Origin of the sequence: Pseudoselenomonas ruminantium (assembly GCF_900142515.1) — a bacterium.
Lineage (GTDB): Bacteria > Bacillota > Negativicutes > Selenomonadales > Selenomonadaceae > Selenomonas_A > Selenomonas_A ruminantium_D.
Window position 1 is genome coordinate 60237 of record NZ_FRBC01000019.1, and the last position, 10610, is coordinate 70846.

Sequence of the window (10610 nt, forward strand, 5' to 3'; positions counted from 1 at the left end):
AGGAATTTTTAAAGGGGGAGGTGTAGCATAGATGGGTATTGGCAAATGGGAATCCTTTTTGGAAAATCATATCGAGGGATTCTTCAATAAAAAATTCAGCAGTGATCTGGAGCCGGTGGAGCTTTCCAAGGCACTGGAAAAGGAAATTGCCCGGCAGGGCAAGGGCAAAGCCGGACGGCAGGTGCCCAATCAATATGTCTTTTTCCTCGCCCGGGAGGATTATCAGCGGCTCTGTGCCAAACGGATCATCGAGGAACTCTATGGAGTAGCAGAAAAGCAGGTTATCCTGCAGGATTATGTGATGCCTGGCAATTTGGCAATCCTTTGTCAGGTGGATGCGGAAAAACAGCGGGGCATTTTTGAACTTAAAGCCCGCATTACCGAGGAACGCGAAGAGAAGGCAACCTGCGAAGAGCCCAATACGCTGGTGCTGACCAAACCGGCCTTCCCCGGTGGCAGCCAGCCTTTGAACCTGCCGCAGGAGCGGAAGATCGTTTCGCTCAAGGTGGTGGAGGGGCCAGATCTTGACGCTTATCTGGAATTCGGTGAAAATCAGATTTACATTGGCCGCCGTGAAAAGAATGAATTCATCCTGACGGATACGAAGGCATCGCGGCTTCATGCCTGGATCGCCTACGAAAATCACCGCCATGTGATCTATGATGCGCAGAGCACCAATGGTACTTTTGTGAACGGTGAGCCGGTGGAGTCCTTGTGCCTGTGTGCCGGTGATGAAATCCAGATCGGGGAAACGGTGCTTATATACGAGGTGATTTGATGCAAGGTGCAGCAATGGCCATCAAGGTGGCAAGGGTAGCACTGGAATATGGAATGCTTCTGTGGCTGATCTATTTTACGGTCAGCCTGTCGAAAAAGATGTTCGGTGAAGTGAAGCAGGAGATGAAAAAGCAGAAACGGCCGGTGATAAAACAGAATGAAGCCGTGCTGATGGTGATGGAGGCCAGTGAAGAAAGTCTCAGTGGACGGCGGTTTGCCTTCCATGATGAGATAACCATTGGCCGGGGAGCAGAAAATGATGTAATCATTCCGGAGAACTTTGTATCCCATCGTCATGCCACGATATTCTTGCACGGTGCCCAATATGTGATTGAAGATCTGGGCTCTGTGAATCATACATATGTGAATGGCCAGATGCTGGAGGGAAAAGCCTATTTGAAACCCAATGATGAGATTCGCATTGGCATGGTTACCCTGAAATTCGAGAGGTGAATAAGTTGCAGCAAGTTTATAAAGCCACCGATGTGGGTTTAGTGCGCAGGGGCAATGAAGATAACTTCGCCGTATTTGATACCGTCTACGTTGTTGCCGACGGCATGGGCGGCGAAGCTGCCGGTGAAGTGGCCAGCCAGATGCTGGTAGACACGGTGCGGCAGGAACTATCCGGTCAGGGAGAGCTCGATGCGGGTGTGATGCAGTCTGCTATCCTGAAAGCAAATCAGGCAATCCGTCAATATGTCTGGGATCATCCGAGCTGTGAGGGGATGGGGACTACAGCGACCATCCTGCATATCACACCGGATGACAGGCATGCTTTTTGGGCGCATGTGGGCGACAGCCGCCTGTATCTCCTGCGTGCTGGTCAGGAGCAGCTGGAACAGCTGACGCAGGATCATTCCTATGTGGAAGATTTGGTGCGGGAAGGCAGCATAACCCGGGAGGAAGCAAAACATCATCCTCAGCGCAACATGTTGACCAGGGCTGTAGGAGCTATGGAAAATCTGGTTGTGGATACGGGTGAACTTACCGTGGAACAGGGCGATATGTTCCTGTTAGCCACGGATGGGCTGATGAAGCATATGACGGATGAAGAGATTGCCCGCTTGCTGCGCCAGGGCGAAGCCGACCCTGCCCAGAGCCTGGTGCAGACCGCACTGAATGCCGGGGGCCGGGATAATGTGACCGTTGTGGTGGTGAGTCTCACATGAAAAATTGGGGACTTCTGACGGCACCGTTGGGAATCTTTCTCTGCGGCATGGCCATCCTTTATCTGAAAATGCAGGGATCTGTGCAAAAAGTGACAAATAACACTTTGCAAGATCCGTTGACTTATGTACCCTATTTAGCAGTGGCGGTATTTTTGACCATCATCATCCAGTTGGTGGTTATCCGCCGCAAGCTGGATACCTTCATCCTGCCGATTATCCTGATGCTCGTGAGCATCGGTCTGGTGGAGATTGCCCGGCTGAAGCCGGCTTTGCTGTTGCGGCAGCTGCAATGGCTCTGCATTGCCATGCTGGTGATGTTTTTGGTCATCCGGTTATGGCCCAAGTTCCGGCAGATGCTGGATTATCCTTATCTGTTAGGAATCGGCTGTGTGTTCCTTCTGGGCTTGCCGCTGGTTTTTGGGACGGAAATCGGTGGCAGCAAGAACTGGCTGGTTTTAGGGCCGGTTTCCCTGCAGCCTTCGGAATTTGGCAAGATCGTACTGCTGTTTTTCCTGGCCTCGTATCTGTCAGACCATCGCAAGGTACTGACCTTGCCAGCACATAAGATCTTGTTCTTACGTTTGCCGCCTTTGCGCTTCATTGCACCCCTGATCTGTATCTGGGGCATGGCGGTATTGATGTTTGTGGTGGAGAAGGATTTGGGTTCGGCCCTGCTGTTCTTCGGCATGGCGGTGCTCATGACCTACATGGCCACGGGCAGCAAATCCTATGTATTCCTGGCTTTGGCATTTATGGGCATTGCAGCAGCGGCCAGCTATGCCATGTTTGGTCATGTGCGGGTGCGCTTTGACATCTGGCTGGACCCGTGGGCTGATCCCAACGGCATGGCCTATCAGGTGGTACAGTCGCTTTTTGCTATCGGTACCGGCGGCCTTTGGGGGACAGGCTTTGGCTTCGGTCATCCTGGTTTTATCCCTGAGGTGCACACGGACTTCATCTTCTCTGCCATTGTGGAGGAGATGGGCCTGACGGCAGGGCTGATGCTCATCATCTGCTATGCGCTGTTGTTCTGGCGGGGCATCAAAGGTGCCCTGCGGCTCAAGAACACGACAGAAGCTCTTTTGATGGCAGGATGCGGTGTGCTGATCCTTCTGCAGATGTTCATTATCGTGGCTGGTGTGACGAAATTCCTGCCACTTACTGGTATTACTCTGCCCTTTGTAAGCTATGGGGGCAGTTCCATGGTCTCCAGCTTTATCCTGCTGGCCATGTTGTTATCATTGACCAAGGAGCAGAAAAATGTCTGATTGGAAATTAAAACGGCAAATATTGCAGGTTGGTGCTTTCCTGCTCCTGATGGTGGCGGTGCTTTCGCTCTATATTGGCTATCTGGCGGTGTGGAAAGGGCCGGAACTGGCAGAAAATCCGCTGAATATGCGGGGCGCGGCAGCCAAGGCCGATATCCGGCGGGGAACCATCCTGGATGCCCATGGACGGGTGCTGGCACAGACCAATGATGATGGTTCGCGCAATTACCCTTTGGGCAATGTGATGGCTCAGGTAACCGGCTATAATGGCGAAAACATCGGCAGTGCCGGGTTGGAAGGACATGCCAATCGGGAACTTTTAGGGCTGACCGCAGATATGACGCGGCTGGGGCCAATGTCTCAGCTGTTGCAGACCGAACGGGGCAACGATTTGAAAACCACCATTGAAGCCGATGCCCAGCAGGCCGCTTTTGATGGCCTGGCTGGGCGCAAGGGCGCGGTAGTGGTGCTCGATGCAGACACAGGAGCAGTGCTGGCTATGGTCAGCTCACCGTCTTATGATCCCAATAATGTTGAGGCTAATTGGAAGGCTATGTCCCAGCAGGCGGATGGCCCCCTCCTGAATCGTACGGTGCAGGGGCTTTATCCGCCGGGGTCGACCATCAAGCCCATGATTGCCGATGCGGCTTTGACGGAGGGCGTTACGAATGAACAGGAAATGTTCGACTGTCCCGGTGTTTTAGATGTTGGCGGTGGTCATAGCATTCGCGAGAGCCATGGAGAAGTCCACAATCGTGTGGATCTGCGCAAGGCACTGACGGAATCCTGTAATGTTACCTTTGGTACGCTGGGGATACGCCTGGGCGATGACAAGTTGAAAAAAGCGTTTAACCGTTTTGGCTTTGACCAGTCAATCGGCGGAGAAATCGTCATGACTTCATCACATCTGCCAGATTTTGGCACGCTGGGAAATGGCGATCAGGCCCAGACGGCTATCGGCCAGAGCACGCTTTTGGTCACCCCAATGCATATGGCGCTATTGGCATCGGCTTTTGCGCATGGCGGTACGGTGATGAAGCCATATCTGGTACAGGAGGTCATTACCCCCGGTGGCATAGTGGTTCATAGTACCACGCCAGAAAAATGGCTGACAGTCACCACGGGAGAAATGGCCGCGAAAATCCATAGCTATATGGAAGATGTGGTCACCAAGGGCACAGGCCGGGCCGCACAGGTCAGCGGTGTGGAAGTGGCTGGCAAGACCGGTACGGCAGAGAATCCCCAAGGGGAAGACCATGCCTGGTTTATCGGTTCCGCAAAATTGCGCAACCGCAATATCGCCTTTGCCATCATCGTGGAAAATGGCGGTGGCGGCGGCAAGGTGGCAGCACCGATTGCCCGCAAGATAATATTGAGTCTACAGAACTAATTACGATAAAAAGCCTTGGGGAAGGAGAAATTCAATGAACCAGCGTGTCTTGGATAATCGATACGAATTACAGGAACTCATTGGCGGCGGTGGTATGGCTGATGTATATAAGGCCAGAGACGTGCTGCTGGACCGTACAGTGGCGGTGAAAATCCTCCATGAACAATTCAAGCGGGATACCGAATTCATCCAGAAATTTCATCGGGAGGCGCAGGCGGCTGCCAAGCTGTCTCACCCGAATATTGTCAATATCTTCGATGTTGGCGTGATGGGGGATGACCACTACATTGTCATGGAATATGTGCCGGGCAGCACCTTGAAGGATCGCATCAATCAGGAAGGCCATCTGAGCGTGGCCGATGCTTTGCATGTGGCCCGGGATATTGCCAGTGCGCTGGCTCATGCCCATGCCAATAATCTGGTGCATTGTGACATCAAGCCTCATAATATCCTGATGATGCCGGATGGCAGTGCCAAGGTGGCAGATTTCGGTATCGCCCGGGCCGTGACGGAATCCACCATGACCTACACGGGCAATGTGGTGGGCTCCGTGCATTATTTCTCGCCGGAACAGGCCAAGGGGACGATGATTACCCCGCGTTCTGACGTCTATGCCTTGGGCGTTGTCATGTATGAAATGCTGACGGGGCAGCTGCCCTTCACAGGAGAAACGCCGGTAAGCATTGCGATGAAACATCTGCAGGAACAGCCCCGCTCTGTGCGGCAGCTGGAGCCGTCCATTCCGCCTGTGGTGGAGGCCATTGTGGCGCGGGCCATGCAGAAGGACGCCAATATGCGTCCCAGCAGCAGTGAGCTCGTACAGGACATCAGCCAGGCCCAGCAGATGTTGGGGGGCTTCAATGCCGGAGCTGGTGCAGCAGTCGATCCCTATGCTACACAGGTCCTGCCCCGCGTGCAGGAGCCGGTGCGGCCTGCACGGCAGGAACGCTATCGGGAGACTGCTTACGACAATGATCGCAATGAGGAAAAATCCATCTTCAAATCCAAGAAATTCATTATTGGTCTGGTAATGGTACTGATGATGGGATTCTTTGTCGGTGCATTCATGAGCTTTGGTAAGTTCTGGAGCACGGCGGAGGTAGAAGTTCCCGATGTTACGGGCAAGCAGATGACTTTAGCCAAACAGATACTTGAGGACAAGCGTCTGCGCGTCAAGGTGGATGAGGAATTCAGTGCGGATATTCCCGCAGGTATGGTGATTTCCCAGAATCCTGAGGCTGGCGCAAAAGTCAAGGAAGAACGTTTGGTGACCATCAAGGTCAGCAAGGGCGGCGAAAATATCGAGATGCCGGATGTACGTGGCCTGAAGAAAGAGGATGCCGTCGCTAAGATCGAGAAAATGGGACTCAAGGTGGGCCGCGTTTCGGAACGTACTTCTGATGAGGAAGAAGCTGGCGTGGTCATTGCTTCGGATCCCCGGGCAGGTACGCGGGTAACAAAAGGTGAGACTGTTGATTTGGTGATCAGCAAGGGCCGCAAGGAAAAGAAATCCAGCGGTGTTCCGGATGTAACCGGCTTACCGCTGGAATCGGCGCAAAAGGCACTTACCAGTGCAGGCTTCCGGGTTGGCAGTGTAGAGAAGAAAGCCAGCAAACAAGCGGCTGGCACGGTCATCAGCCAGAGCCCTGGCGGCGGAGCTGAAGCTCTGGAGGGGGAATCCATCCATCTGGTTGTAGCCGAAGCTGGCAAGGTAGAGGAAGAAAAGCATGATAAGAGCAAGGACAAGAAGGATAACACCAAGCAGGAGCCGGCTGCAGCACCAAAACCAAATGAAGCGGCTAAGAGCCGTTAAGCGTTGCATGTGATTTAGGGAGGAGCCACTTATGCAGTTAGAAGAAGGCCGTGTGATCAAGGCCTATAACAGCTTCTTTTATGTTCAGACCGACATGGGACTTGTCAGTTGCAAACTGCGGGGCAAGTTCAAGAAGACGCGCAAGAGCCAGGGCGTGGTGCCCGGCGACAAAGTGCTGATAGGAAGACTGGCGGATGGCACCGGGGTCGTAGAAGAACAGCTGCCCCGGGAAAGCCTGCTTCGCCGTCCTGCTGTGGCCAATGTCACACAGGTAATCCTGACCTTTGCGGCGGCGCAGCCGGACCTGCATCCGCTGCTTTTGAATCGTTTCCTGGTGTTGGCTGAATGGTCGGGGGTGCACAATATCATTATCTGCGTCAACAAGGCCGATTTGTATGAAGGAAATATGGCAGGGTTCCTGAGCCTGTACGAAAAGGCAGGCTACAAAGTCCTGCGGGTATCTGCCAGGGAAAAGCAGGGCATGGAAGAATTGCGGCAGGTGCTGGCGGGGGATACGACGGTCTTTGCCGGCCCCTCTGGTGTAGGCAAATCCTCCCTGCTGAATGTCGTGGATGAATCCCTGTCACTGGCGACTGGTCATGTCAGTGACAAGATCAAACGTGGCAGGCACACTACCCGCGTGGCAGAACTTCTGCCCTATGAAGGCGGCTTTATCGTAGACACCCCGGGATTCAGTGCTATGGAGCTGGGAGAGATTCCTCTGGAGGAACTGGCCCATTATTTCCCGGAGTTCCGCCCCTACCTGGGACAATGCCGCTTTGCTCCCTGCAGCCATACCCATGAGCCGGACTGTGGCATCAAAGAGGCACTGGCTGCCGGTGAGATCTCGCAGGAACGTTATGACGCTTATCTGACCATCTATAAGGAGATTCAGGAAGCGCAACAATTGAAACGAAAGAAGGAATATAAATGATTAAGATAGCACCGTCCATTCTGTCCGCTGATTTTGCTCATCTGGCAGATGAAGTCAAAAAGGTCACCGATGCTGGTGCCGAATATGTCCATATCGACGTGATGGATGGCAGTTTCGTGCCTAATATCACGCTGGGGTCGCTGGTGGTAAAATCCCTGCGTCCCACGAGCAAGGCTATTTTCGATGTGCATCTGATGGTGGAACATCCGGAAAACCAGATTGAGGCCTTTGCCGAAGCTGGTGCGGATATCATCACCTTCCATTGGGAGGCTGCCCGTCATCATCACCGCATCATCCAGCAGATCAAGGCCGCTGGCTGCAAGGCAGGCATTGCCCTGAATCCTGGCACGCCTCTTTCCCTGATTGAGGAAATTTTGCCTGATGTGGACATGGTTCTGATCATGACGGTTAACCCGGGCTTTGGCGGCCAGAAATTCATCGCCTCCCAGCTCGAGAAAATCCATATGCTCTACCATACCATCAAGGATATGGGCTTTGAATGCGATATCGAAGTGGATGGCGGCATCAATGCTGAAACCAGCAAGCTGGTGCAGGAAGCTGGTGCAAATGTGCTTGTAGCAGGTTCTGCTGTTTATGGTGCAGATGACGTGGCTGCTGCTATCAAGGCAATCCGTGGTTGATTTTTGAGGAGTGTATAAAATGGCAAAAGAAAAAGCAGTGGTACTTCTCTCTGGCGGTTTGGACAGCTGCACCTGTATGGCAGTGGCCAAAGAGGCAGGTTATGAGGTTTATCCTATCAGTTTCAACTATCATCAGCGCCATAGCATTGAGCTTGAAGGCGCGAAAAAGATTGCAGACTTCTACAAGGTACCCAAACATCTGATCATCGAGACCAATATGGAGGCTATCGGCGGTTCAGCTTTGACGGACAGCCATATCGATGTTCCTGATGGAGATGTTGAGCGGCAGGATGTGCCTATCACTTATGTACCGGCCCGCAATCTGATTTTCCTGTCCTATGCTATGGGCTACGCCGAAGTAGTCGGTGCCACCCATGTCTATATCGGTGTGAATTCCGTGGATTACTCCGGCTACCCGGACTGCCGTCCGGAATTCATCCAGAGATTCCAGGCATTGGCTGATTATGCTACTACGGCGACAGCCGTCAATGGCACGAAAATCAAGATTGAAACGCCGCTGCAGGACCTGTCCAAAAAGGAAATCGTGCAGCTGGGCTCCAAGCTCGGTGCACCTTTGCAGTTCACCCATAGCTGCTACAAGGGCGGCGAGAAGGCCTGCGGTGTCTGTGACAGCTGCAAGCTGCGTCTGCAGGGCTTTGCCGAGGCTGGGGTAGAAGACCCGGTAGAATACGAAACGAGGAACTAAGATGCAGGACGTACAGAATCGCCAAGACCAGCGCGGGATTGCCATTCAGAAAGTGGGCATCAAGGAAGCGCACTTGCCTTTCCTGATCAAGACGAAGGATGGCAGTTATCAGCAGGTGCTGGCCCGGGTTCGCTTTACTGTAGCGCTGCCCAGCCAGTACAAAGGCACGCATATGAGCCGTTTCCTGGAAATCCTGATGCCCTGGAGCAAGAAGCCACTGGCTGAGCCAGAGATGGAAGCCATGCTGGCAGAGGCATTGGAGCGTCTCGAAGCCCATGCGGCAGAAGTAGAGTTGTCTTTCAAGTATTTTGTGGACAAGGTGGCTCCAGTCAGCGGCAAGACCTCCGTATTGGATCTGGACTGCTCGTTTACAGGCCGCAAGGAAAAGGACGCACCGATGGAATTCCAGTTGGGCGTAGAGGTGCCTTTTACCTCCCTGTGTCCGTGCAGCAAGGAGATTTCCAGCTACGGTGCCCATAATCAGCGTTCTGTAGCGCGGATTCAGTTGCGCTTCAAGGAAGGCTATGACTGTATCTACATCGAGGATTTGGCAGGACTCGTAGAAAAGCAGGGATCTTCTCCCATTTATCCGCTTTTGAAACGTGAGGATGAAAAATTTGTCACTGAAGCGGCTTATGAGAATCCCAAATTCGTTGAGGACATCCTGCGGGATACGGTATTGGCTTTACGTGGCATTGAAGGGCTGGGTTGGTTCTCCGTGGAATGTGAGAACTATGAGTCCATCCATAATCATAGTGCCTATGCGGCGCATGAGGAAGAATTATAACTATCCCAAGGGACGGTTTACATGAGTAAATTTTACAAACGGTTTTTTGGCTTGATCATGCTGGTGGTGGTTATTTCCGGCATTGTCATCTACACTACTGTTGATATAAATACACTAAAAAACTTAAATCAATTTCAAACGTGGTCAATTGGTCTGGCTATATTTGCTGTGGGCTTGGGTCTGTTTTTCGATGGCAGCCGCCTGATGCATATGGTGAGGATATCCAACGAAAACATTTCCCTTTATCAGGCTGTGCAGGTGGTTTTTGGCAACTATTTCCTGGCCTTGCTGACCCCGGGAGCGACTGGCGGGGCTGTTGCCCAGCTGATGTTTTTGCGTCATGCAGGGGTACCAACCGGTAAGGCTACGGTGCTGGTCATTGTTCGGACCTTGCTGTCAATCTGCTTCTTGGCACTTTGCATGCCGTTCATCTTTTGGCATGATGAAGGAATCGTGCCGGGAATTTCTAATCATACGCTGATGGGCATCACTATGACAGCTTTTGTCGCAATCATCGTCATGGTAGTGGGGGCACGGAGAGGGTATATGGATTACTTTGTGATCTGGAGTACCCGCCATATGCGAAATGACCGCCGCCGGAAGCTGTTCGCCTTTTACCGGGATACCAAGTGCGCTATTGCCCTGCTGATGCAGGCCCCCTGGAAAATGCTGTGGGTATTCATGGAATCGGGACTGAACCTGTTGTGCATCTACGCCATTGTGCCCTGCCTGATGCTGGGCCTGGGGGTAATGGATGCGGATTGGTATACAATCATGGGCCGCATGATCTTCCTGAACATGCTGCTCTATTTCACGCCGACGCCGGGCGGTTCCGGTGTGGCTGAGGGCGGTTTTGTATACCTGTTCAGCGAATCCGTCCCCGCCGGCACTGTCGGCATCATCGCCGTCTGCTGGCGCCTGATTGCCGAATATATCCCATTCCTGATCGGCTTGTACTACACGCTGACAGTCTTTGGCCGCGACTTCCTGAGCAGGCAATTAAACAAATAGCAGTTTGTTGGTGCGAACTGGAACACAATTCGTTACAAAGCAGTGGGGCGGCGGTGGGAATACTTTTTCGCCGCTCCACTAAATGACCCGCCAGCAGAAGTACGCATCTTCCAG

Annotated in this window: 11 protein-coding genes; all 11 read left to right on the forward strand. The window is 52.8% G+C overall.

What is annotated here, in order from left to right:
- Positions 1-31 precede the first annotated feature (31 nt).
- The 11 genes from BUB68_RS10060 to BUB68_RS10110 are packed head-to-tail and all read left to right on the forward strand — an operon-like array spanning position 32 to position 10496.
- Positions 32-778 (forward strand): FhaA domain-containing protein, encoded by a 747-nt coding sequence (locus tag BUB68_RS10060; protein ID WP_073090862.1) that lies wholly within the window; start codon positions 32-34, stop codon positions 776-778.
- Positions 778-1230: an FHA domain-containing protein gene (locus BUB68_RS10065; protein WP_073090864.1), complete on the forward strand. Its 453-nt coding sequence runs from the start codon at positions 778-780 to the stop codon at positions 1228-1230. The genes BUB68_RS10060 and BUB68_RS10065 overlap by 1 nt, the downstream gene beginning before the upstream one ends.
- Positions 1227-1946 carry a Stp1/IreP family PP2C-type Ser/Thr phosphatase gene (locus BUB68_RS10070; RefSeq protein WP_371914858.1) on the forward strand — a complete coding sequence of 240 codons (720 nt, stop codon included), beginning with the start codon at positions 1227-1229 and terminating at the stop codon, positions 1944-1946. Before BUB68_RS10065 ends, BUB68_RS10070 begins: the two co-directional genes overlap by 4 nt.
- Entirely contained in the window at positions 1943-3214 is a 1272-nt protein-coding gene (locus BUB68_RS10075; RefSeq protein ID WP_073090868.1) for an FtsW/RodA/SpoVE family cell cycle protein, read from the forward strand. Before BUB68_RS10070 ends, BUB68_RS10075 begins: the two co-directional genes overlap by 4 nt.
- Positions 3207-4604: a peptidoglycan D,D-transpeptidase FtsI family protein gene (locus BUB68_RS10080; RefSeq protein ID WP_073090871.1), complete on the forward strand. Its 1398-nt coding sequence runs from the start codon at positions 3207-3209 to the stop codon at positions 4602-4604. The genes BUB68_RS10075 and BUB68_RS10080 overlap by 8 nt, the downstream gene beginning before the upstream one ends.
- A 34-nt stretch (positions 4605-4638) precedes the next feature.
- Positions 4639-6417 (forward strand): Stk1 family PASTA domain-containing Ser/Thr kinase, encoded by a 1779-nt coding sequence (gene pknB, locus BUB68_RS10085; protein WP_073090873.1) that lies wholly within the window; start codon positions 4639-4641, stop codon positions 6415-6417.
- A 31-nt stretch (positions 6418-6448) separates the two neighbouring features.
- A complete protein-coding gene (gene rsgA, locus BUB68_RS10090; RefSeq protein WP_073090876.1) occupies positions 6449-7351 on the forward strand; it encodes a ribosome small subunit-dependent GTPase A in 903 nt (300 codons plus the stop codon).
- The gene (gene rpe / locus BUB68_RS10095; RefSeq protein WP_073090878.1) at positions 7348-7992 is read left to right on the forward strand and encodes a ribulose-phosphate 3-epimerase; all 645 of its coding nucleotides are present in this window, start codon (positions 7348-7350) and stop codon (positions 7990-7992) included. Before rsgA ends, rpe begins: the two co-directional genes overlap by 4 nt.
- A gap of 19 nt (positions 7993-8011) precedes the next feature.
- On the forward strand, positions 8012-8698 hold the full coding sequence (gene queC / locus BUB68_RS10100; protein ID WP_073090881.1) for a 7-cyano-7-deazaguanine synthase QueC: 687 nt from the start codon (positions 8012-8014) through the stop codon (positions 8696-8698).
- 1 nt (position 8699) lies between these two features.
- Positions 8700-9485, forward strand: coding sequence for a GTP cyclohydrolase FolE2 (gene folE2 / locus BUB68_RS10105; protein ID WP_073090884.1), 786 nt, complete (start codon positions 8700-8702; stop codon positions 9483-9485).
- 21 nt (positions 9486-9506) lie between these two features.
- Complete coding sequence (locus BUB68_RS10110; protein ID WP_073090887.1) at positions 9507-10496, forward strand: lysylphosphatidylglycerol synthase transmembrane domain-containing protein; 990 nt, start codon at positions 9507-9509, stop codon at positions 10494-10496.
- Positions 10497-10610: the final 114 nt, after the last annotated feature.